Below are 22,472 nucleotides of genomic sequence, written 5' to 3'. Positions count from 1 at the left end.
CCTCTAGGAAACAGGGCGGTGTCGCCTGAAAACGATTCGACTCGCCCCGCTCACTAGCTGGGGAGGCAATGATGCCAAGGTATTTGATCCTCTTCAAGGCCGACAAGGCTGGCTCGCATGATCTCCTCACTTAACCCTAGGAGATCGGAAGAGCCACTCCGAGGAGGGCACAACAAGTTGCTCTCCCTGACGATGTGGTTGCCCTTTTCCCCGCGGACAAGAAGGCGGGCAGCCGCGCTTTGTGCAGCTACCCGCCCAAGCCTTGCTCCTTTTTTAAATCTTTTCTGTCCGCTAAGGGACGCACATTACTTGTGCGTTGGCTATGCCCGTCCAGAGTTAGCCGAGGCGGGTGGTAATGGGTACAGGGTTCGCCAAGGTGTCGCGGATGGGCGAAGTTGCTTCCATCGCACAGATCAGGTCTTCCAAGTCCTCTTGGGAAGTGCCGGGGCTATCTATCTCGACGTCCACGGTGATCTGCTGGGCGCCTTTGCGGACGCTGTCGTCGATACCGAGGAAACCGCTGAGGTCGATATGAAAGCCCAGGGTGAGCACGACGTGCTTCAGCGGAATGTTCCTGCCTGCAGCAAGGGAGGCCAAAGTAACCAGGTAGCAGCCGGCCAGGCCTTTGAGGATGTATTCAGCAGGGCTTACAGCGGTGTCGGTACCCAGCAGTGCAACAGGCTCGTCGCTGTGCAGCGTGAATTTGCCGTGGCGAGATTCATCGGCATGGCCTGCCTGGGTCAGAGGTCCTGTAACGGTTTTGGCAGTGAGTCCGCCAGCAGACTCGCTGAGCATGCTGAAGGTAACCTTGCCGAGCTCGCGCTGTTCCGTCACAGCAGCCACTGTCGCTTTGATTGCCGCGAGATCGGCGAAAGCCTCTGTGGTCACGGTGTTTGTTTCAGTCATGGTGTTCCTTTCGTTTGATTTATTCGGGTGGAAATCCGGCTTCGCAGTTTTTTGAAGGCGCTACACGGAATATTCATCACGGCTTGATTCCGCGCCAGACTGAGCACGTGACGGACGGCCGCAACGGGAGCTTTCTCTAGAAGCTCAATACCCCAACCGCATCCAAGAGGACCTGTCAGGCGGCCGTTCTCAATGAATCTAATCGGAGTTATCCTGATAACAGTCAGCGGTTCCCGTGGAAGTTCCCCCGCCGGGTCCCGCATACGAAGGAGAAATGGCGTCGCACAACTGCGGATAGCACCCTGTCTGTCAACGATCCGCCACCAGCGCGAGGTGCGACGGGTGCTAATCCAGCGTGAGGTCGCGGCGGCGGAAAGCCAAGACCACGCCGGCCCCGAAAGCAGCCGCAAACATCACCAGTAAGACGCCCGCTAGCGTGGTGGATCCTCCAACGAGGTCCGGCAGGTTCTGTACGACGAGGTATGCGATCCCGCATAAGCCTAGAAGAGCTAATGCTGGGGCAATAAAAACGCGCACAACACTCGGCCTGTCTTTCTTTTCACGTGATCGACGGGCGAAAAAGACCAGAACAGAAAGCGAGGTTCCCAGCAGGAGAATAATGAAGCCGACGGTGCCGAATCCGGCGAAGGACGCATAGAGTCCGTTGATTGGCTCCAGACCAATAATCGCTACCCCGACTAGGAAAACCAGCACAGTCACCATGACAACAGCGGAGGCGACATAGGGAGAGCCATGCTTGATGTGAGCCCGGCCCAGAACGGCCGGCAATGCCCCTCGATTGGCGATCGTAAAAAAATATCGCCCAACGATATTCTGGAAAACCAATACGCAAGCGAACATACTCGTCACGACCAGAACTTGGACGCCGTGTTCGGCAACGGCACCGAGGTACTGATGCATCGCAGATGGCAGCATAGCTTCACCGTTTTCGGTAGCTGCCTGAACGGCTGCGTCATCCCCAAATGATGAAATCAGCGCCCAGGTGGAGACAGCGTAGAAGACGCCGACAACGACAAGCGCAAGGTAGGTTGCACGAGGTACCGTGCGGTCGGGGTCCTTTACCTCATCTCTGAACACTGCCGTAGCTTCAAATCCCAAGAAACTCAAGAATGCATATAGCAGAGCCAGTCCCGGAGCGCCGGACATGACAGTTACCGGGTCGAGGAACCCTGTGGATATCCCTTCCGGTCCGCCGCCCCTAAGGAAAACTGCAGCGTCAAAGACCACGACGATCAACAATTCAACTATGAGCACTGCTCCGAGCACCTTCTTAGACAAGTCAATATTCCGGTGCCCCATGAAGCCTGTGCCTAAACAAGCCAAGACTGCCCATACCAGCCAGTGTGAGGATATGCCCCATGACTCGAACAGGCTTACCGCCAAACCAGACAGTAGGCCATAGAGGCCAATGAGCAACGCAAGGTAACCAAGCAGAGCTACGAAAGCGGCACCAAAGCCGACGTGACGCCCGAGACCTCTACCGATGTAGGTGTAAAACGCACCGGCATTGCGTACATGGGGCGTCAGCGCCATGAACCCCACCGCGAAGCACAGCAGGATGACCATCGCGACTAGAAAAATCATCGGAAGTCCGGCGCCGTTACCCAGGGACATACCAACGGGAACAGTACCTCCGATTACGGCCAACGGTGCGGCTCCTGCGACAACCATGAAGACGAGTCCCCACACACCAATAGATCCACGCAAGCGTGTCTGGGCTTTTGGGGGATCTGTTCGTCCCTGTGTAAGACGTTCAGTCATTTCTACTCCTGTGGTCTAATCCGACGGTTCGATAGGGACCGACATAGACGCCTTGTCGGCTGAGTACCGCACGTCACTCTATGTAACGACTACAGTGCCTGTCTCTACACGCATGCCCAACAATTGCTTCGTGCAAGCCGTCGATACCACAATTGACGCTACTGTCACCTGATCAGGACTCCCCAACCCCGTTGTGTGGAATGCCTCAGTAGCCGCCTCGCCTTGCAACGATAACGCCGTGCTGCCATCTCATTACCTTCTTCGTAGCGTCGGATTGGTAAAAATTAGGGCTGCTGGCCTGCGGGCTCGGCATGATGTCTGTCCCTCGTTACCTTCTTTGTTCGCCCACAGATGATGAGCAGTCCGCCGAACTGTCGATGCTCTGCGGGTTCGGCTATGACCTGGCGCAGCAGACCGGGGCTGCATCCAATCGGATCCTGGGCTTAAGACTCATCCCACCCTGCGTTGGAGCGGGTGATCGAACCGCATCTGGACCACCCGGCGATGGCCGAACTGCCGGTCAGATACCCGACCCCTGAGGCCCTGCGAAAGCCCGGTCAACCCGGTTGGGCGCCTGCTGGGCAAATTCGCGCCGAGGGCCGGCAAACGCTGGGCGGCCGAGGCTTTCACCGCCTCGGCGAGCGGGCCTTGGTGGTATCCGATATGGGTGCACCCGGCATCGTGCTGCCGCAACTGGCCGCGGAACTGGTGCAGTCGCGCACGTCCCGCATCCAGTTGCTGGCCCGAGCCGAAGAACTTTCGCGGAAACCGCCCACCCGCTTCACCTCGTCCTGACATCCATGCCGGCGGTCGGCGTCAGGACGGAATCACGGACCATTGCCAAGATCGACGGCAAGGCATTCGCCTCCGCAGGCTATCTGGCCTCCTACTCCGGATTCGCTCCCGTGCCCTGGAGATCGGGCACCTCGAAAGGGCAACCCCGCTTCCCTCGGCTAACTACGACGGGAAACGCGCCGAGGGGCAAACGCCACAGCCAAGCTCTAATCGCTCTCGCTAGACGCCGCTGCGACGCGCTCTTCGCCTTGCTTTGCCACATGACCCTCTACAAGACATCCCAGCTCAAGGCAGCTTGACTCCTTGACGAAGAACATAGGGACACCCCCACCAGTCGTCCCACCAGTCGTCCATGATGCGGGGTGTTGTCACCTGGGTCCATAGACGCCGAGGCAGAACATAGGGGCTCCCGGATCCAGCCCATGGAGCTTTGGCGGACTTCTTCGCCTAACGGGCGGCCGCAGACGGAGCCGGTAATGGTCACCGTCGTTCGCTTAACTGATTGGGTTGCTGCCGCATTACCTTCGCGACAGTGGATCGTCCCAGGCGGCAGGGAATGTGTCACCGTCGGCGAATCCCTACGGCCTGCGGAGACCGTCGGCCCTGTGGATTCCACAGCGTGGACGAGGAAAAGATCCATTGAACCTGCACAGACTTCCCCCCTTGGCAGACTTTACAGTTGTGAGCGGAGACACGCTAGCTTGAGCGCACCGGCCGGCCCTCGTCATTGATCAATCACTGTCAATTAGTCATTAAAGTGCCGAATGGCCCGCCATGAAAACATCGTCGAAACGCTGAGGCAAACACGCAGCCTGCCCTCGACCGACCGGCCAAGGTAGCTGCAAGCGTGCAAAGAGACTGCACACAGAGCATCAAAAGGAGACACATCGTGAAAACCGGGCAAGACGTCCAGAACTGCGTTACCGGCCAACGGATCGACCAGCGGGCCTTTCGAAACACCCTCGGACATTACGCCTCTGGCGTCACCATCATCGCTGGGCACGACGGACTGGAACCTATCGGCTTCACTTGCCAGTCCTTCTACAGTGTCTCGATGGATCCGCCGCTCATTTCCTTCAGCGTCATGCTGACCTCCACCACTTACCCTCGGATCAGAGACACCGGCCGGTTTTCCGTCAATGTCCTGTCCGACACTCAGCAAGAGATTTCAAATCAGTTTGCCCGCAAGGGAACGGACAAATGGGCCGGCATCGATTGGAATCCCACCCGCAACCGAAACCCCGTCATCGCTGACACACTCATGTGGCTCGACTGCGACCTGCACTCCGAATATGAAGCAGGAGATCACTACATCGTGGTTGGGCAGGTCAACGAAATGAGCCCTGCCGAATGGCATACCCGCGATCCTCTGCTCTTTTTCAAGGGAAAATATCGTCAGCTTCACGAACCCACCCACTAAACCCCACTGAAGGTGATGGCAGTAGTCCCGGAAGAAACTCTCTTACTTGGCCACCTACAAACCATCTACCATGGCTCACCCCGTTGAACTTATTAGGCCGGCTCCGCCGGTCAAAAACAAGTGACGCGCTTGACCTACGCCGTACTACGGAAGCCTCAAGGCCGCTGCTGGCTTTGACGTCGAGGCGACCTACCCTGCATTCTCGTCCAACCGTTTTATAACTCTTCAGAAAGCACCGACATGATCGTTTCTGTTCCAAAGGAAGTTAAGAATAATGAGTACCGCGTGGCTATCACCGCTGCTGGAGTCCACGAGCTCAAGAGCAACGGCCACGAAATTCTCGTTCAGGCAGGTGCTGGTGAAGGCTCCGGCATCTCAGATCAGGAGTACGTGCTGGCCGGTGCAGAAATCGTTCATGACGTCACCGATCTTTGGGGCCGGGGAGATATGGTCCTCAAGGTTAAGGAACCAGTCGCCTCTGAGTACTGTCATTTTCGTCAGGGACTGACCCTTTTCACATACCTTCACCTCGCCGCCGAACCTGAGCTGACCGAAGCACTGCTGTCCTCGGGCGTAACTGCCATCGCCTACGAGACCGTGCAGACTGGCCGGTTCCTACCGCTCCTAGCCCCCATGAGCGAAGTCGCGGGTCGACTCGCTGTCCAGGTTGGGGCAAACTCACTCATGGCTCCTGCGGGCGGCAAAGGAATCCTGCTGGGCGGTGTGCCAGGCGTTCGGCCGGCAAACGTGACTGTACTCGGGGCAGGGGTCGCAGGTACGAATGCCGCTGCCATGGCTCTCGGTTTGGGTGCGAAGGTCACCATTCTTGATATAAACGTCAATCGCCTGCGAGAACTGGATGCGCAGTACAGCGGTCGTATCCAGACAGTCGCTTCCAACAGCTATGAGATTGAACGCTCGGTAGTGCAATCTGACCTTGTGATTGGCTCTGTGTTGATTCCGGGGGCAAAGGCTCCAAAGCTTGTAAGCAACGAACTGGTCTCCCGGATGAAACCAGGAAGCGTGCTGGTTGACATCGCAGTGGATCAGGGGGGCTGCTTCGAAGACAGCCGTGCCACGACACATCAATCCCCGACCTTCTCGGTACACAACTGCCTTTTCTACTGTGTAGCCAACATGCCCGGGGCCGTACCCAGCACCTCTACCTACGCGCTCAACAACGTCACCCTCCCATACGTGGTCGCGTTGGCGAATCAAGGCGTCAGGAGGGCTCTGGAGAAGGATTCGTCCCTCGCCGCTGGCCTCAACGTTGCGGCTGGGAGGGTTGCCAACAGGTCGGTAAGCGACGCCCACGCCCTTGAGCTGTCCCCCTGGCAAGAATTGCTCTCCGCCTAGACCTTCCTCGTGCCCTGCTTGAAGAAGTTCCAATTCCAGGCAGGGCACGGGGAATCATCCGAATGTGAGGGCCTTAATGGCATTTCATTTCCAAAGTGCGTGGCATCCCCTCATTGGTCGACAAGTGGCTATACGGCGTCAGGGCAATGTCGTGCGTTACGGAACTGTAGACGCCGTCACGCGGGATGACGAGGTTCTGTGGCTGAGACCAGAGGGCCCAGATCCACGGCAGCTATATGAGAAATCGGAGGGCTTCGAAGTGTGGGTCGATTACAAGTGGGAACGTCATGACCGCGCGGACAGGGAACCATCAGGATCCACAGTGTCTGCATAGAGTCCATCCTCCCATGCGGGCATCCGACCCGATTCGTAAGTGGCGCAGGCTCATTTCACCTTGGTTACAACGCCTCACCTCTTTATAAGAATCGGCTGCACGTGCCATCGTAAACGCTGGGATGGTTGCTCCGTGCTGACGCCCAAATATCAAAGGAGCCAACGGTATTGAACTCTCAGATATTGGCCGACACTCACAGCCAGGAAATTCCAGGGAGTCGAACGGTGGTGGCAGTTGTCCTTGAGTGCCGCGGCAGGATCGCCCTGTTCCGACGGAGCAGCGATCTCACTCATGACGGAAGCCTCTGGCACTGCATTACGGGCTTTGTCGAACATGGATCTTCGCCCAGCTGCCAAGCCCTGGAAGAGATATATGAGGAAGCCGGACTTGGGGCCAGGGACCTTGTCGCTCTCCGCCATGGCCCTGTATTGGTGATTGATGATGAGATCGGCAGTCCTTGGTTGATCTACACATTCACAGCCGTCACGGAACGACGCCAGCTCAAGATTAACTGGGAACATGACTCATATCGGTGGACGATGCCGCAAAAATATACACGGTTCGTCAATCGCGTTCCTTGGTTGGACCAAGTGCTCGCCGCGACAGGTTTGGTGGGCGGACGTGGCGACAGTGAAGGCTAATGTCTTAGTGAGCGATGCGGTAGCTTCACCCAAGGTAACTCAGGCTTTTCAAAATGGGCGAGAAGAGAGCCCTCGCAACCATGAGTCGGTCATGACATTCCTAGGCTTTCCTGTAAAGAGCCACGAAGGCCGGTCTACCGGACGTCAGGAGGGCTAAGTCGAGGCTGGTCTGGTCGGGCTCAACCAATCGGTTGCAATCCGGTTCGCATCCTCGTTTTAGGCGGGCAAAGCAGGGATCCCATCAAGGTCTTTGGTCGCGGCGACCACGGCAGCCTCGCCCGTGTCTTCTCGTCGGCATCGTTGAAACGACAGGACACCTCCAGCAAGCATTCGGTGTGAACCTTAGCTACCACGCCAGGGCCAGCCCCCCCCCACACACATTCGATGTCACTGATATCGACAATTCGCCGACTAACCTCAAAGGTATCGCGCCACGTCTAGACGCACCCACCCAGGTGTGGAAGACGGCGACGCCACCAAGGTGCCCGCTAGTAGGTTGGGCTCATGGGTGGCGTCATGGCTGTTCAATTGTTCCGAAATGGTCGACGTAACACTTGTTAGGATAAATGTTATGGGCTCCATCCCGCAGTGGCTTAGTAACCAAGCGAGGTCGCGTAGTGTTACGGACCGCGAACTTGAAATCCTCGGCGGGCTGCTCAAGAAACAGTCAAACGCTGAGATGGCTGCCGAGATGTTCATTTCGGTGCGCACGGTGGAAAGCCACGTCTCTTCTCTGTTGAGTAAATTCGGAGAGCCTGGCCGAGCGGCTTTGATCAAGTCTCTTGAAGAACTCGCGCCCGAGCAGGGGCTCACCCCCTCGATGCCAGCGCCGCTTGCCCGTCAGGCGAGATCGAACCGATTCTTGGGACGGGTAGCCGAGTTACAGCTGCTGCGCGAGGACTGGCGGAGAACTCTTCAAGGCTCCGAGCGGCTTTCCATGCTTTCCGGAGAAGCGGGAATTGGAAAGAGCCGCCTTGCCGCGCAGTACGCCGCGGAGGTCTTCAATACAGGCGCTACGGTACTCTACGGAGGCTTCCATGAAGACATCTCGGCACCGTACGAGGCTGTCGCAGAAGCTGTCACTCCATATCTCCGCGACCTATCCATATCAGATTTGCAGGAAAGCTTGGGGACTCTCCTAGACGACTTAGGGTTGATCGTTCCGAACTTGAAGCATCACCGATCCGAACCCGATGCTGACCGCATGGTCGACGGCGGCGTGGGGCGCCACCGTCTGACGGAAGCCGTCAGGATCCTGCTCCAGCGCCTCACCGGAACGCGTCCCGTATTGCTCGTTTTGGACGACCTTCACTGGGCATCTCGACCTGCGCTGGGTCTTCTGCACCGTCTCCTCGTTAAAGGCGAACTAGGCAGGATCCACGTGTTGCTGACATATCGATATGCCGAACTGGGTTCGGATCTTTCTTCATTCATCAGTGACACATACCGTGGTTTGGCAGCGACGCGTATCGAAATGTCGGGACTAAGTGTCACGGAATCTCTGGCCCTCATACACTCATTTAACAAGGACGCAGAAGATCCACCTGAGAGTCGTTGGCTGAACGTTTACGCAGAGACGAAGGGAAATCCCTTTTTCCTTACGGAGGCGGTGCGGGCAGATTTTGGCGCGAGAAAGAGCGTCACCGGCACAGGCTCCGTTCCTCTGGGTGTCGCTGAACTAGTTTCACATCGCGTCAGGAAATTAGATTCTGGCGATCGGGCACTGCTTGAGGCAGCCGCAGTTCTTGGCAACCAGTTCGACGTAGACTGTTTGAGCCGCGTCGCGGATTGTGAGGATCACAGGGTTATATCCATGACAGAACGTGCCGCTGCCATGGGGTTGGTGTACGACAACAAGGAGCCTTCCTCAGCATACGTTCGCGAAGAGCCTGATCGGTGCACGTTCGCACACGAGATCGTTCGGAAAGCAATCCTCAGTCACGTTTCGCCCGCTCGAAGAAGGCGTATTCACGCGGCGGCTGCGGCGGCATTGCAGGACGAGACGATAGGCGGCCCCAATCGAGCTGACGAGATAGCCCGGCATACCGTCGAGGCAGGCGTTGCTTCGAATCCTGAACAGGTGCCGTTTCTGGTCATGGCTGGACGCTCTGCCCTTGCCAGCGGCGCTTTTCAGGACGCGTATGACTTCTTCGACCAGGCGCGGCAGTACGGAGCTAGAACCGACGCTGTGAGTTGGTCGGAGATCACTTTTCAGATGGGGGTGGCGTTAAGAGGATTGGGCCGATGGGACGACGCACTAGAATGTTGGCGCGAGTCCTTGGACGCGTCAAGTGATTCTGGAGACCTCCATTCCGTCGCGCGCACCTGCGAAGCCGCAAGTTACAACGCAATGTGGGCCATCCGTATGGAGGAGGCTGTACAACTGGCGCAGTACGGAGTCGACCTGCTCAGAGGTTCGGAAGGCCGGGAATTAGGGCGCCTCTTCGGCCATCTGGCGATCGCGCAGGGCTGGTCTGGAGACTACGTGAGAAGCTCTCGGTGCATAGCAGCTGAACATGGCATTGCGACCACTCTGGGCGATCGCGCTTTGAAAGCTCATGCTCTCGGAGCATCGACGATTCAGCTTACCGCTTTCAGCGAGCACAGTCGGGCGATTCAGAACGCGAAGGCGGCCTTGCGAGATCTTCGTGACGCCGACGATCGGTGGATGCTGAGTAGCGTTATGGGTTATCTACAGTTCGCTTTGGTGGGCACGGGTCGGTTTGAAGAAGCTCGAGCACTTCGAAATGAGGTCAGTACGCTCGCGGACCGCGGCGGTAACTTTGGTGCCTTGCTGCAAAAGAATCGGATAGACGCGCTGTTGGCTTTCTATGAATTCGGCGATATGCAGGCTTTTGCCTTATACGCGGAGAGCGACCTTGAGCTCTGTCGTGCAGTGGGCACTGGCCTCGAGGCTATGTCTTATGGATATCTTGGAACCGCGCTATTTTACAGTGGGGACATGTCCTCCGCTCTTACCCATTTTGAAGAAGCCTCCAGGCTGGAAAAACGAACGGCGATGACCGGCTGGGGAGCCGGCCTACTCTTTGAGCTGCTGGCCTACCAAGGAAACCGGACCGAGTCATTGAAAATGCTCGATGAATATCGTTGGCTGATGCCGGCTGGGAATCAAGCCAATACCTGCGGCTCCTGGTTCTGGATGCTTGCTGTTGCCGAAGGCCTCTTCGTGCTAGGCGAACACGAGCAGGCAGCCCAACTCTACGAAAACATCGTAGACTTCTCCCGGCGCACAGGAGTCGTATGTATGGAGTTCGTTGATGGTCGCCTTGTCGAACGGTCGGCGGGCATTGCTGCGCTGGCGGCAGAAAGATGGGACGAAGCAGAAAGACACTTCCTGTCGGCCATCGATATTGCCGACAGGTTGCCGCATATCATTGAGGCAGCACATTCCCGGCGATTTTTCGGGCTTATGCTCTACTCAAGAGGTGCGCCTGGTGACATCGCACAAGGCACGACCTACCTAACCGAAGCACACGAGGCGTATGAGCGCCTGAGCATGACTCACCATGCGAAAATCTGCCAAGACGCCGTCACAGAACGAGCAGCGTCAGGTACTTCATTTTGAAGACCAGTTACGGCGTCGGCGAGCTAGTTTGATGTCGACAACGTAGTTAGAGTCAGCAATAAGGAAAACCGATCACACCTTTTCGACGCCGGCGCTGCCTGAAGCGCGGACGCCTGGCGCGGAAGCCACTGCGTGAGTTGTCCCAAATGCCGCTCGGGTGGGCGAACGCGTGTACTTTCGCCCTCGGAGGCTATCCTCTGCCTCTACGAAAGCGGCCCGCGAACACGTAACCCACGGATCGTACAGGAGGGCTGACCAGGTAGCGAATAATAGCCCACACTCCAACTAATGGTCCCATCGCAAGGAGCACGAAAGCCGGCCCCCATCCGCTGGACTTCTCCAGTAGGGGGGTAAGCCAGACAGCCGGAACTGTCACCAAATAACCAAGAGCCATTTGCAGAGTGAGAATGCTGCCGACATATCGCTGGTCTGCGACCTCGATGATGAGCGTGGAGAACTGTGCGGAATCCGAGATCACCGAGAATCCCCAAATCAGCGCTACCGCGATCACCACCCAAACTGGGCCGCCAGCGAGCCACCCGATGGATAGTGCGCATGATCCCGAGACTATCATCGAGAAGATGGCGGTGCGGGCGCTGCCGATTCGCTCAGCCAGTTGACCGCCTGCCCAGCAACCGACAGCGCCGACACCGATAACCGCGAACGTCACCAGACTGCCAAGAGCAGTCTCATCTGTAGCTCTGTTGTTAGAGAGTACGGAACCAAAGAACACCGCGAACCACGACCACATGGCATACAACTCCCACATGTGTCCGAAGTAGCCCAACGACGTCAGAAACACAGGCCGGGCCATGAAGGCACGGGCTGCCTCCCCCAGCCGAAGCCGCGAACGCGGGAACGAATAAGGTCCGTCAGTCGCCAGCCACAACGCTGTGGCCCCTCCCAGCGCGCTAAGCGTGCTGGTGACAACAACAACGACCCGCCAGTCCATCCCTCCTGCCGCCGCCGCAAGGTGCGGACTGGCAGAGCCCAGCGTCAGGGCGCCGATCAACACCGCGATCGCTGTCGCACGTGAAGCCCGAAACCATGTTGCGATCGCCTTGGTTGCGGATGGGTAGACTCCCGCCAAGCACGCCCCGGTCACCACCCGAACGACAATTAATCCCACTCCTGTGTCTACCACCAGCAGGGACAGGTTGACCGCACCAGCGAGGGCAGCGCCTGTGGCCATGAGCTGCCGCGAACCAAACCGGTCCGCGGCGCTGGTGAGAGCCAAGAGAACGGCCCCAACGACAAAGCCCACCTGAACTCCAACGGTTAACCAGGCCGAGGAGGTAGTCGATAGGTTGAACCGCAAGACGAGTTGCGGGAGAACGGCACTGGCAGAGAACCAAGTGGTCATGCCAAGGAACATAGCCAGGGCGAGGAAAGCCAATCCCCGATGAGCGCCTGCTGGGATTTTCCCGGACTGCCCAGTGCTCATAGGGCGCGCTCGGCATGAGCGGTCACTGCATTTTCAGTATGCTCTTTGCCGTCGGTTCTATCTATTGAGGGACACAGATCGACCTGTTCTTGGTAACTCCTTGCAGGGCAGGAGGATTGCAGTTCCACGAGCCGGAGAGAGAAACCGTTAATATTGGGAGCAGTTACTCGGCAATACGGCCGTGCAATTTGCGTTGCCAGTCGGGGTCTGGAACTAGCACACGTGGACCGACCCCATTGCCGCAGCTGGTGCCCCAGCCTTCGGCAGGCGCAGCAGCCTTTATCGTCGCAAGCCGTACAGGACCACGTCTGGCCGCTGACGGTTAGTGCCCCATGGAGCGAGGCAGCTTCAATTGACCTCACTCCTAATCCAGTGTGAGGTCGGGGCGGCGGAAAGCCAGGACCACGCCGGCTCCGAAAGCCGCCGCAAACATCACCAGTAAGGCGGCCGTTAGCGATGTGGATCCTCCAACGAGGCCCGACAGGTTCTGTATAACGAGATATGCAATCCCGCACAGACTCAGGAGAGATATCGCCGGGGCAATAAAAACGCACAACCGTTTCTGGTCCTTTGGGGGAGCTCCTTGCCCCTGCGCGAGATGTTCAGTCATTTTTCCTCCTGTGGTCTGACCCGACGGTCCGATAACCGAAGACAATAAATACCTCGTCGGCTGAGTGCTGCACGTCAATCTACGAAACGACTACGGTGCCTGTCTCTACACGCATGCCCAACAATTGCTCGTGCAAGTCGTCGATACCACAGGGGGCATAACCTTATGCCATCTCTAAGAGTTCAGGGTGAGCTTATGGGTACATCTGAAGCAGCGCCTCCAAAGCCTTGGCGAAGGCTTCAAGCTCGTTGATGGCACCCAAATCCAACGAGGACTGCGTCGCGAACTAGCGGCGAGTAACCGGGGTGGTGGAGAACCAGGTCACCAATGGTCGACGTACAGCGGCGAAAGCGATAATGTCCGCGCAGCCCGGAGTTCCGTCCTTACCAACCGGCGAGGACACGTGTCTCCGGACTGTCCGCACAGAGATGAAAAAGGTTGACTGTGAGTCGGCCTTTGAAAGGTTACGCAAGGGGCCGTAAGGATCCCACTTGGCGATTTAGGATGCCCGTCGCGACGCATTAGTAGTGGCGAGTCATTGCCGCATCTCTATCTGACTACTCCTAGGGGGCGCCACTGCCGCTTATAGCCGGCAGCGCCGATTACCCTCCCACGTGCATTCTCGCAGGTCAGCCACGTCTGGTCGCGCATGCTCAGCCAAGGCGAGGATGCGCAAGACGGAACCGCCCTTCAGCGATGCCCGTGCCTGCCTTCACCCATCCCCCGCCTCTCGAGGAAATCCCCAGTATTTACTGCTGTCGGCTAGGAGACGTTGCAGCAGCCACGACCGTGAACTCCGTGGAGTGTTCAGTGGAGAAGTCCGTGCTAGTCACTGATGCACTTGTCGCAGCCGAGGCCACAGACTCGAGATGTAGGTCACAGATATAGGAGGTCGACATGAGCATCAGCAGCAGTGTTAGCAACTCGATCAATGCCCCAAGGGCCTACCGGTTGCCGAGCTTGGAACGCCCCACTGTATCCGGGCTGAAGGGCGCCTTCAGTTGCTTTCCGTCCGGGGTGGTCGCGATCTGCAGCATGATTCAAGGCGAACCGGTCGGTATGGTCGCCAGCACCTTCACCCCCGTCTCACTCGACCCTCCGCTCGTATCCGTATGCATGGATCGTCAGTCCTCGACATGGCCGCGTCTCCGCAACGCGAACGCGCTCGGCATCAGCGTCCTGAGCGAAGAACAGGGGACCATGTGTCGCCAACTGTCAAGTAAATTCCTTGAGCGGTTCAATGGACTCCAGTTGCAAGTTAGTGATTCGGGGGCGGCTTTCATCGAGGGCGCCTCGGCCACCTTCGATTGCACGATCGATTCTGTGATCCCTGCCGGCGACCACTTCCTCGTTCTGTTATGGATTCAGGCGCTCAAGTCTCATCTTGACCAGGTCCCGCTGGTTTACCACGGCTCGTCGTTCAAACAACTAAAGGGGGTTGTTGGATGACCACCGCTGTGCCGCCCGGGCCCTCGCTCACAGTCGTAGCGCTTATCTTCTCGCCTCTGCCCTCCCTGCGCACAGCTGCTGCAGCATCTGCCGTTCTCCATGGCGTTGAATCGAAAGGCGGTGCAACTTCGGTCCAACTGGTTCGTGATTTCGGCGATGTGAAGGCTGCGATCCAAGTCTGCCAGACAGCGTCAGCGACCGTATTTGCATCACCCACCTACAACGCGGAGCCAACTTGGCCGCTGAAAGCGTTCTTGGACGAAATCGCTAGCCAATCCTTCGCCTCAAAACGTAATCCGTTGACCGGAAAGGCATGTGCCACGTTGATGACCGGCGCGTCCGAGCGCCACTACCGGGGCGGAGAGAATCTTCGCTCCGTCCTGAGCTCCGTTTATAACATGCAGACGCTTTCGCCCCATGTCTTCCTTTGGAAAAAGCACTTTACTGAGGATCATGCGCTGACTGCATCTGCAGACGACCTGTGCACCCGGCAAGGAGAGGCCCTACACGACCTAGCATCAGCAGTGCTCGCGTCCAAGGCAATTCAAGGCTTGGGCAGTTCATGAACGACGCCAGCCGCAGGAGGGCGATCTCCCCAGGCATGTCGTTTCCCCCAATGACCCGGTGCCCCGCTTACACCATCACCGCAAGTGATCTCTGAGAATTTGTGCAGAGACGCCGGCCAAACCCCAACAGATACCACATCACGAAAGGAATAGAGTTTCATGGAACACGTACTGCCACCGAAGACGAGTTTCAATGCCTACATCGACGGCCGGCACGAGGAGGCCGCCGACGGCGCCACGTTTGAAACAGTCGATCCTTCGACCGGAAAGGTCCTCGGCGAGGTCACCGCCGGAGGCGCCGAGGACATCGACAGAGCAGTGAAGGCGGCACGCAGGTCGTTCACAAGCGGCGTCTGGAGCCGCCTAGCCCCCGCCGAACGAAAGCGCATCCTCCTTCGGTTCGCCGACCTACTTGAAGATGATCTCGAGATAATCGCACAGCTCGACTCCGTCGAGGCGGGAAAGCCCATCACAGACTGCAGGGAGATCGACACTCCGGACGCTATCAACACCATCCGCTGGTATGCAGAGAGCATCGACAAGGTGTTCGGAAAGGTGTCCCCGACTTCGTCCGACAACCTCGCCTACGTTGTCCGCGAGGCCATCGGAGTCGTGGGTGTCGTCGTCCCCTGGAACTTCCCCGCTGTCACGCTTGCCTGGAAAATTGGGCCCGCCCTAGCTGCGGGGAATTCGATCGTCGTAAAGCCCGCGGAGCTATCATCTCTCGGAGCCATCAGGTTCGCCGAGCTGGCGACCGAGGCCGGCGTGCCCGACGGTGTGTTCAACGTCGTTCCCGGGCTCGGGCACATCGCGGGCAAGGCCCTCGGACTGCACGACGACGTTGACGCCATCACCTTCACCGGCTCGACGGAAGTGGGACGTAAATTCCTGCGCTACGCAGCGGACAGCAACCTCAAGGAGGTCTCCCTCGAGTGCGGAGGCAAGAGTCCCCAGATTGTCTTTGCGGACGCCAAAGAAGATCTGCAGGTGATTGCCGAGGATATGGTCACCGCGGCCTTCTGGAACGCCGGGCAGAACTGCACAGCTGGATCACGCATCCTCGTCCAAAATTCGATCCGCAGCGAACTCGTCGAGCTCCTCGTTGAACGAGCCAACAAGCTTCGCCTGGGCTCGCCAGCAGACCCCGGGACGCAGATGGGCCCCCTGATCGAGGCCTCCGCCGCCGATCGAACCATCCGCTACATCGAGGAGGCGGTCAGCGCCGGCGCTGAAATCGCAGCGGGCGGCAAAAGGGCGCTGCCGGAAACGGGTGGGTACTTCGTCCAACCGACGGTACTAGATGGCGTCACCCCCGACATGCCAGTGGCCCGCGAGGAGATCTTCGGGCCCGTGGTAGCCGTTCTCGGCTTCGAGGACACAGATGAAGCCATCCGAATTGCCAACGCAAGCAGTTACGGGCTGGCCGCAACGATTTGGTCCCGCGACATCTATACCGCGCTCAAACTCGCGGGTGCCGTCCGGGCTGGAACTGTCGCCATCAATGGATACAGCGAAGGTGACATCACGACGCCTTTTGGCGGCTTCCGCACTTCCGGCTTCGGAGGCCGCGAGAAGGGCATAGAGGCTTTCGAGCAGTACACCGAACTCAAGACGGTTTGGATCACCCTCGACAGGTGAGCTATTCCGAGGGGGTCTGTCACAAGCGACTGTTGCGTGCTCCAGACGTGCGTCCTTGTCCCCGTGACTATGTAAAGCATGTACACACTGAACTATCAGGAGAAAATCATGACCCGAGAGATACGTCTATTTGCATTCGAGCAGAACTGCGTAATGGCGGAAGCCCCAGGACTGTGGCGGCACCCCGAGTGTCGGTCCATGGATTACACCAGTTTGGAGTACTGGACCAGTTTGGCCAAAACGCTTGAAAGGGGGATGTTCGACGGTCTCTTCATTGCCGATGTTCTGGGCCTTTACGAGGTCTATGAATCGAGCCGGAATCCGGCAATCCGCGAAGCGGCGCAGGTGCCTGAAAATGACCCCTCTCTTCTAGTTTCCGCCATGGCCGGCGTGACGGAGCACCTCGGATTTGGGATTACGGCCTCCGTCGCTTTTGAGCATCCTTATCCGTTTGCGCGGCGGATGTCGACGCTTGACCATCTCACCAACGGCCGGAGCGGTTGGAACGTCGTGACGTCTTACAACGAAAGTGGACTTCGCAACCTAGGGTTCGCGAGCCAGATGACTCACGCAAACCGGTATGACCTAGCCGAGGAGTACCTGGAGGTTTGTTACAAGCTCTGGGAAGGGTCTTGGGAAGACGGGGCAGTTCTGCGAGACCAAGAGCGCGGTGTTTATGCCGATCCTTCACGGGTTCATGACATCGATCACGTCGGAAAAATCTTTACGGTACCTGGAATGCATTTAAGTGAACCCTCTCCGCAGCGCTCACCGATTATCTTTCAAGCAGGATCTTCTAGCCGTGGTAAAGCATTCGCATCCCAGAACGCCGAAGCGATCTTTACAGCTGCCCCAACTAAGGAAGTACTTCGGGCGACGGTCTCGGACATCCGCAGACTCCTGGTAGAGGCAGGCCGTGAGCCGGACAGTGCCGTGATATTCAACCAAATGACGGTTATTACAGATGAGACCTCGGAAGGAGCTAAAGCCAAATACGAAGACTACCTGAAATATGTCAGCTTAGAGGGGTCGATGGTTCTCATGTCCCAGTGGCTGGGCACTGATTTTTCCAAGTACGACTTGTCTCAGCCGTTGGATGAGAACGCGAATCGCGACATTTCGATTACCTCAGCAATTGACGCTTTTATGGCCTCCAAGCCGGAAGGCGAAAGCTGGACCATCGGGGATATCGTGCAGTGGGGAGCGATTGGCGGCCTTGGTCCGGTTGTTGTGGGTTCCGCCCAGGAAGTTGCCGACCAGATGCAGGAATGGGTTGAGGAGTCTGGTGTCGATGGTTTCTGTCTTAGCCGAGCGATCGCCCACAAGACCCATGAAGACGTCGTCGATTACGTGATTCCAGAGCTGCAGCGTCGCGGCGTTTACAAGACCAAATACCGGGAGGGAACTTTGAGGGAGAAGCTATTCAACAAGGGACCACATCTTCCCGCCGACCATCGCGCGGCTAATTTCCGCGTTGAAAGTCCTGTAATCGGCTAGCTTGACCGGAACAACGATGGTGTTATTGGAGGAAGCGATGGGATCACCGCTGGTGCAGCCTGTTTCCGTGCTGGCTAATCGTCTACATCGCCCTACGCTTCGTGCGAAGAGCGAGGCACAGCCGGTCGAAGTCTTACTGGGTCACCGGCTGGTTCCCGACCCCCCGCATGCTTCGTCCGAGCGGTACAGCGATGGCTACGAGTGGAAAGAGTCTCCTCTAACCGCGGTCGGGCCAGGTTGGGATATCGGCAAGGTAGCGCGGGCAGTTGTGACACGCTGGTTGTCAGACATTCATGAACTGGCCCAATTTCCAGTGGTTGCTGTAGAGCAGGATCTTTTGCCGCATTGTGCCTCGCTCATCGAAGTTCTCCACAGCAGTATCGCGTGTGGGCCCGACAAGGGAGAAGTCGACGATAATGAGCTTCGTGACCTAGCTGTCCGTCGTTTTCATCAGGGCGTCTCCCTTGAAGGCCTGCTCCGCTCCTATCGACTCTGGGGGCGGACGGTTCTGCACATGCTTGGGCCAGAGGCACAGTCCACGCCGTCGAACCGGATGGACGCTGGCCTTCAGATGGCCGAGCAAATCATGCGGCTCGTGGACCATGTGTCGTTAGTAGTAACAGAGGCGTTCCGATCCGAGGCGTCCGGCTTCGCCTCGGATCGATCGCTCCTCCGTGGTGATCAGTTGACTTGGCTGCTGCATGGCGAAGGAGTCCTTAAAGGGCGTGCGACGCTGGGCGCCTCGGCACTAGCTCAGAGCCTCAAGGGCCAGCACATTGTAATGGTCGTGCGCTTCCAAGGCTTGGACGAATTGGGGACAGCTTCGCCCCGGGGCTTGGTGGAAGACGTCCGCTCTTGCTTTGAGTCAGATGCCAGGCGTGTGATTCTCGGCTACCGACACAGCGAATTGGTGTGCGTTTATCCCCTTGCCGATGATCGCAGTGACGAGGGAGTCCGCGCTATTGCTGATCGTTTAGCTAAGAGGGTGAAACATTCTGTCGTCGGGATGGGCCGTTCTCACGCAGGCCTGGCCGGCGTACCCTTGGGATACGCAGAGGCTGCGGAAGCGTCCGCTATTGCCATCGCCCTAAAGCGCTTCGATCAAGCGACAAGCTTCCGAGATGTTGTCCTGCACCACATCGCTCGCACAAGCGATTATTCAGGCAGTCTGATCGCAGACACCGTGACGCCGCTCAGAGAGTACGATGCCGTTCATGAGGGTGATCTTGTCGCCACTCTGTGCACGTACTTCGAAACGAAGTACAACTTGGCGCGGACCGGAAAACTCCTACATGTACATCCCAATACTGTTGCATATCGCTTGCGGAGAATACAGGAAATAACGGGCCTGGATCCAAATAATCCTGACGATTTGCTCCTGCTTTCAATGGGACTTAAACTCGGCCAACTTTATGCAGGAACTAGTGACCATCGCTGTTAAATAAAGCGACTGCTTCTCAACTCTGATATCACGATGGAATAGTTGGCTGCGCGATAGGAGGGGTGTTCTTCCATGTTAGACGTGAGCGGCGCTGATGTGATCGACAACACTTTGATTCTATGCCTGTAGAGGATAGGCCGTCAGCGGCGGTCGCACAACTTCCTACCACGTCGCGTCGACCCTCGACTGCAATCCGGCTCCATCCCTACACGGTCGGGAACTGCTAGACCCACCCCGAAGGTCAGCAGTATTGAGGCGGCGAGTAGTGCGATGAGGAGGGCGGCATCCTTTCCCGAGAGTGCGGTCTGGGGATCTCATGCCCACTCCCCCAGCCCTCGAAGACCAGAAGCAGCCCCGCGCTAGTCCTCCAGGTCGAAGTCCAGGTCGAGGTCTTCGGCGGCATTCAGTTTCCGCCACGTGGACCCCACTTCGGCAGGGCCGAGGGTCGCGGCGATCGGCATCCGGTCCACGGCGACCAGCTGGTCCAGGTCCAGGCCGGTCAGCTCGGCGATGTCCCTGATGGGTGCTTGGAACGTCCGGAACGGGCCCAGCGGCGGGACGTCGTCGATGGCCCCCGGCCGCGGGACGTCGGGCAGTTCGCCCAGCTCCGGCGTCTGGTCCACCACATATCCGACAGCCGCCAGCTCTCCCTGGTGGATGAACACGGCGACCTTGAAGAAGCGCAACGGGATCTCCACGCCCCGATACACGGGATCTTGGGCGCTGAAAATCGGCCCGGTGAAGACGACGATCCTGTCGCGGTACTCGGCGGCATGCTGCTGCAGGTAAGACTCCAGGCCCAGCCACAGTTCGAGCCCCTGGTTGAACTTGGCCGCCTGGGGTGCGGCGTTGGTGTAGTGGAAGGTGTCTTCGTTGGCCAGCTTCGCCTCGGCGACGGTGTCGCCCCAGACCGCCGAGGCCCGGCGGACCAGGTGGCCGCGGTCGATGTCGTTCCCGGCGTAGACCCGCTCGCCCGTCTGCAGGTCGGAGGCCAGCCGGGGATCCAGCCGCCAGGGGATCCCGGCCCGGTCCAGGTCCATGAGTTTGCTGCCGTCCATACCCAGTCCTGTAACGGCGGCCAGGCGCTTATCCGGGCGTATCAGAACCGAGAAGTGCGTGTAGGGCAACAGGACCGTCTCCACGCCCGGCAAGGCGGGCATCGGCACGGGCTGGCCCAGGAAGTTCTCATCGAAGCCTGCACGGCCGGCGAGGTCTTTGGCGGAGAGGGGCTGTGCTACGAGCAGTTCGTCATCCATGACGGGACACTACCAGCGCACCTTGCACGCTGGGGTGAACAACGAGCAAAACTCGGTTTCGGGCGCAAATATTCGCGGAAGTACAAAGGGTTGGGCTGGGCCGTTAGGTCTTGTCCGCTCGAGCTCAAGCTCATTAGGTCACGGGCGGCATTCGCCTCCTGAGCACCCGAATGGCGCGGAGGCAGTCAGAAAGTGCAGCCTTGAAGCGATCCCTCATCGACGACCTTCCCGTCAATCAGGATTTTGCAGGTCGGCGTCTCATCGCCCCCGCCGTCATACCACGTGGTGATTCCTATACCCATTTCGGGGTCGCTCATCGATCTGGTAATTTCCCAGTGGCCGGAGACCCCTTCGACACAGCCGTATTCCATGGGGTGCCCATAATCGACGTTGAAGGTTTTCCCGGGTTCACCATCCACGACGTACGTCACCGGGGTGCCGCCGGCTACTCCTTCGGGCCCCGCTTCACCGGGTCCCTGGCAGTTTTTGCCCGGCATCTGGCCGGTGGTTTCCGGAGACGGCGCAGAGGCAGGTGCCGGACTCCTAGCGGCGTTCGGTGATACGGAGGGGGCCTGCGCGGAATTGAGCGGAAGGGTGGGGAAGGTTTCTCGGAGCTGGACCAGGTTGACGGCCAGCAGGAAAGTGATGATGAGGGCGATCACGGTCCCGATCGTTCCGAGAATCAGCCCGGCAGTCCCCGCAACCGTATCCCTTGGAACCCGCGCGCGGCCGATGCCTCCGAAGATCATGGCCAATGGTCCGAGCACGAGGGCCGGCAACCCCAGGACCGGAATAAAGGCAACGGCGACGGCGAAGGCGCCTAGAATGAGCGAAGCGAGGCCGAACCCGTTCATCCTCGGAAGATCGTCCTGCTTTGCAGGCACGACGAATTGTTCGGTCATAGACATGGGTGGTCCCTCGGAGTGGTCGATGCGGGCGGCGGCTGGCTGTCCGTGCGCAGAGCGCTTGTGCGCCTGTGAAAGCTTATCCGCCCTGGCAGGCCTAGGCGGGCAGGCTTGCCAGATCAGCGATACGGAAGATCCTCACACGGGGGGGCTTCTACATCATTGACGCCGACGAGGACTAGCGACCCCTACTAGGGCAGGCTCGCGACCGAATAGAAAAATTACCATGCGGTCCTTCCCCACAGTCCTATCAGAGCCCCCACCTGCCTTATTGATGCGAACCGGTCAGGTGAGGAGATCCGGTGGTGGAATGGGGCAGAAGGCGCCTTGAACAAGCTGAGTTACGGCCAACCTGCGCTGCGTCGAACCGCTCGTCCGTGACAAAGGGTCCGCCCGTGACCGGTTCCCATATCGTTCCGGATCTCAGCAATGGTGTGCAAAGTCGTGGGCAGGGTCATCTTTGAGCCCTGCTCGGTCGTGTCCATTCCTCTCTGATGCCGACCCTGGTAAGCGCCACTTGGCCGTGCAGCAACCTGCTCGACTGCGTACTCCTGATTGAAGGCAGATCCTCAGACTGCAGAGGCTCGCTAAAGCTGAGGCACGAGGGTGACAATCGCCGAGCCCATAGCGACCGCGGCGAAGCACGTACAAGCGCGCTGAACGTTGGGAGAATAGTGCTTTTTGCGGTCTGGCTGAAAGACATTGCTTGTTCCGATGCTTACGGGCTCTCCGCGTTTCGTGGTGAATTCCACTGCTGCGATGCATGATCAGGCCGCCGTTCTGACGGCGCTTCTGAGCATAATACGAGTACGATAATTGGCGCCATTGACGAATCCGCGGCCGGTT

General features: G+C 58.4%; 15 protein-coding genes. 10 read left to right on the top strand and 5 right to left on the bottom strand.

The features are described 5' to 3' along the window. Window positions 1-336: 336 nt before the first annotated feature. Both E4J89_RS15905 and E4J89_RS15900 read right to left on the bottom strand, forming a co-directional pair. Window positions 337-906 (bottom strand): OsmC family protein, encoded by a 570-nt coding sequence (locus E4J89_RS15905; RefSeq protein ID WP_136787181.1) that lies wholly within the window; start codon window positions 904-906, stop codon window positions 337-339. A gap of 345 nt (window positions 907-1,251) precedes the next feature. Then, a complete protein-coding gene (locus E4J89_RS15900; protein WP_136787179.1) occupies window positions 1,252-2,688 on the bottom strand; it encodes an APC family permease in 1,437 nt (478 codons plus the stop codon). A gap of 474 nt (window positions 2,689-3,162) precedes the next feature. Between E4J89_RS15900 and E4J89_RS15895 the strand changes: the two genes are divergently transcribed. From E4J89_RS15895 to E4J89_RS15865, 5 genes are all read left to right on the top strand, one after another. Next, entirely contained in the window at window positions 3,163-3,483 is a 321-nt protein-coding gene (locus E4J89_RS15895) for a hypothetical protein (RefSeq protein ID WP_136787177.1), read from the top strand. A gap of 889 nt (window positions 3,484-4,372) precedes the next feature. Beyond that, a complete protein-coding gene (locus tag E4J89_RS15885) occupies window positions 4,373-4,903 on the top strand; it encodes a flavin reductase family protein (RefSeq protein ID WP_136787174.1) in 531 nt (176 codons plus the stop codon). A gap of 240 nt (window positions 4,904-5,143) precedes the next feature. Further along, window positions 5,144-6,259, top strand: coding sequence for an alanine dehydrogenase (ald, locus tag E4J89_RS15880; protein ID WP_136787172.1), 1,116 nt, complete (start codon window positions 5,144-5,146; stop codon window positions 6,257-6,259). Between the two features lie 501 nt (window positions 6,260-6,760). Next, complete coding sequence (locus tag E4J89_RS15870; RefSeq protein WP_169304031.1) at window positions 6,761-7,234, top strand: NUDIX domain-containing protein; 474 nt, start codon at window positions 6,761-6,763, stop codon at window positions 7,232-7,234. A 571-nt stretch (window positions 7,235-7,805) separates the two neighbouring features. After that, on the top strand, window positions 7,806-10,820 hold the full coding sequence (locus tag E4J89_RS15865) for an AAA family ATPase (RefSeq protein WP_169304030.1): 3,015 nt from the start codon (window positions 7,806-7,808) through the stop codon (window positions 10,818-10,820). A gap of 190 nt (window positions 10,821-11,010) precedes the next feature. Here E4J89_RS15865 and E4J89_RS15860 read toward each other — a convergent pair whose 3' ends face one another. Continuing rightward, window positions 11,011-12,195: an MFS transporter gene (locus E4J89_RS15860; protein ID WP_276606352.1), complete on the bottom strand. Its 1,185-nt coding sequence runs from the start codon at window positions 12,193-12,195 to the stop codon at window positions 11,011-11,013. Between the two features lie 1,576 nt (window positions 12,196-13,771). Here E4J89_RS15860 and E4J89_RS15855 point away from each other — a divergent pair. The 5 genes from E4J89_RS15855 to E4J89_RS15835 all read left to right on the top strand — a co-directional run bounded on the left by E4J89_RS15855 (window position 13,772) and on the right by E4J89_RS15835 (window position 19,465). Beyond that, complete coding sequence (locus E4J89_RS15855; RefSeq protein WP_136787162.1) at window positions 13,772-14,323, top strand: flavin reductase family protein; 552 nt, start codon at window positions 13,772-13,774, stop codon at window positions 14,321-14,323. Next, entirely contained in the window at window positions 14,320-14,889 is a 570-nt protein-coding gene (locus E4J89_RS15850; RefSeq protein WP_136787161.1) for an NAD(P)H-dependent oxidoreductase, read from the top strand. Before E4J89_RS15855 ends, E4J89_RS15850 begins: the two co-directional genes overlap by 4 nt. A 159-nt stretch (window positions 14,890-15,048) precedes the next feature. Then, on the top strand, window positions 15,049-16,527 hold the full coding sequence (locus E4J89_RS15845; RefSeq protein ID WP_136787159.1) for an aldehyde dehydrogenase: 1,479 nt from the start codon (window positions 15,049-15,051) through the stop codon (window positions 16,525-16,527). A gap of 78 nt (window positions 16,528-16,605) precedes the next feature. Continuing rightward, window positions 16,606-18,024, top strand: a complete 1,419-nt coding sequence (locus tag E4J89_RS15840; protein WP_240691930.1) for an LLM class flavin-dependent oxidoreductase — start codon at window positions 16,606-16,608, stop codon at window positions 18,022-18,024. Window position 18,025: 1 nt separating this feature from the next. Then, entirely contained in the window at window positions 18,026-19,465 is a 1,440-nt protein-coding gene (locus tag E4J89_RS15835) for a helix-turn-helix domain-containing protein (RefSeq protein WP_136787157.1), read from the top strand. Window positions 19,466-19,824: 359 nt separating this feature from the next. On the opposite strand, the gene E4J89_RS15830 is transcribed toward E4J89_RS15835, so the two are convergent. Both E4J89_RS15830 and E4J89_RS15825 read right to left on the bottom strand, forming a co-directional pair. Continuing rightward, window positions 19,825-20,721, bottom strand: a complete 897-nt coding sequence (locus tag E4J89_RS15830; RefSeq protein WP_136787155.1) for a DNA/RNA non-specific endonuclease — start codon at window positions 20,719-20,721, stop codon at window positions 19,825-19,827. Between the two features lie 185 nt (window positions 20,722-20,906). Then, window positions 20,907-21,629, bottom strand: a complete 723-nt coding sequence (locus E4J89_RS15825; RefSeq protein ID WP_136787153.1) for a multidrug effflux MFS transporter — start codon at window positions 21,627-21,629, stop codon at window positions 20,907-20,909. Between the last annotated feature and the right edge of the window lie 843 nt (window positions 21,630-22,472).

Origin of the sequence: Arthrobacter sp. CAU 1506, from assembly GCF_005047635.1 — a bacterium.
In the GTDB taxonomy this organism is placed as follows: domain Bacteria; phylum Actinomycetota; class Actinomycetes; order Actinomycetales; family Micrococcaceae; genus Crystallibacter.
The sequence above is the reverse complement of the archived record's forward strand: the minus strand, read 5'-3'. Positions and strand labels throughout refer to the sequence as shown.

Bases quoted from the DNA above. Each gene is read 5' to 3' on its own strand.
- E4J89_RS15855 (WP_136787162.1), top strand. From the start codon at position 13,772: ATGAGCATCAGCAGCAGTGTTAGCAACTCGATCAATGCCCCAAGGGCC.
- E4J89_RS15865 (WP_169304030.1), top strand. From the start codon at position 7,806: ATGGGCTCCATCCCGCAGTGGCTTAGTAACCAAGCGAGGTCGCGTAGT.
- E4J89_RS15860 (WP_276606352.1), bottom strand. From the start codon at position 12,195: ATGTTCCTTGGCATGACCACTTGGTTCTCTGCCAGTGCCGTTCTCCCG.
- E4J89_RS15905 (WP_136787181.1), bottom strand. From the start codon at position 906: ATGACTGAAACAAACACCGTGACCACAGAGGCTTTCGCCGATCTCGCG.
- E4J89_RS15840 (WP_240691930.1), top strand. From the start codon at position 16,606: ATGTACACACTGAACTATCAGGAGAAAATCATGACCCGAGAGATACGT.
- E4J89_RS15850 (WP_136787161.1), top strand. From the start codon at position 14,320: ATGACCACCGCTGTGCCGCCCGGGCCCTCGCTCACAGTCGTAGCGCTT.
- E4J89_RS15900 (WP_136787179.1), bottom strand. From the start codon at position 2,688: ATGACTGAACGTCTTACACAGGGACGAACAGATCCCCCAAAAGCCCAG.
- E4J89_RS15825 (WP_136787153.1), bottom strand. From the start codon at position 21,629: ATGTCTATGACCGAACAATTCGTCGTGCCTGCAAAGCAGGACGATCTT.
- E4J89_RS15845 (WP_136787159.1), top strand. From the start codon at position 15,049: ATGGAACACGTACTGCCACCGAAGACGAGTTTCAATGCCTACATCGAC.
- E4J89_RS15830 (WP_136787155.1), bottom strand. From the start codon at position 20,721: ATGGATGACGAACTGCTCGTAGCACAGCCCCTCTCCGCCAAAGACCTC.
- ald (WP_136787172.1), top strand. From the start codon at position 5,144: ATGATCGTTTCTGTTCCAAAGGAAGTTAAGAATAATGAGTACCGCGTG.